This is a genomic window from Plebeiibacterium sediminum (assembly GCF_026013605.1).
Classification (GTDB): Bacteria; Bacteroidota; Bacteroidia; order Bacteroidales; family Marinilabiliaceae; genus Saccharicrinis; species Saccharicrinis sediminus.
This window is the reverse complement of record NZ_JAPDPJ010000240.1, coordinates 1-714: the sequence shown is the minus strand read 5'-3', so window position 1 is coordinate 714 and position 714 is coordinate 1. Positions and strand designations below refer to the sequence as shown.

Genomic DNA, 714 nt, shown 5'->3' with positions numbered 1-714 from the left:
TATATTCATTGTAAAATACATCCTTAATAATTCATCAGACTTGAATAATTTTAAATCCCATGCCTCAATCCCTTGTTTATAACTATACCCACATTGTTTTTAGTACAAAAGATCGTTACCCTTTTATTGACAAACAAATAAGTACAGAACTTTTCAATTATCTGGGAGGTACTTGTCGAGAACTGAATTGTAATCCAATAATTGTTGGAGGGCATAATGATCATGTTCATCTGATTGTTCTTCTTTCGCAAAAGATAGCGCTAATGAAGCTTATGGAGATCATAAAAAGTCATTCTTCTAAATGGATAAAAACGAAAGGAAAGAAATATGAAACATTTTTCTGGCAAAAAGGGTATGGAGCATTTTCTATTAATCCTACACAAATAGATGTTGTATGTGAGTATGTTAAAGAACAAAGTAAGCATCATCAAAACAAATCATTTAAGGATGAATATAGTGCATTTCTAAAAAAGTATAATGTAAAATACGATGAGCGGTATGTGTGGGATTAAAAAATGTATGAGCCTATAAATCTGGAGCTAAGAGGTGGAGTAGACATCACATCTTCGGTGCTCCATTTGGTACATTGTTTAACTCAGCCCTAATAGGCTGGGCTATAGACTTTACGCCTGTAGGCGCTATTGTTGGTATGAAAACCAGATATCTCGTTGACTATCTATTATTTCAAATTATTCCAATTAGATAGGCATTGAT

The 714-nt window shown here is 32.8% G+C and carries 1 protein-coding gene; it reads left to right on the top strand.

Annotated elements, in window-relative coordinates:
• Window positions 1-59: 59 nt before the first annotated feature.
• Window positions 60-512, top strand: a complete 453-nt coding sequence (gene tnpA / locus OM075_RS25280) for an IS200/IS605 family transposase (protein ID WP_301193343.1) — start codon at window positions 60-62, stop codon at window positions 510-512.
• The last annotated feature ends 202 nt before the right edge of the window (window positions 513-714 follow it).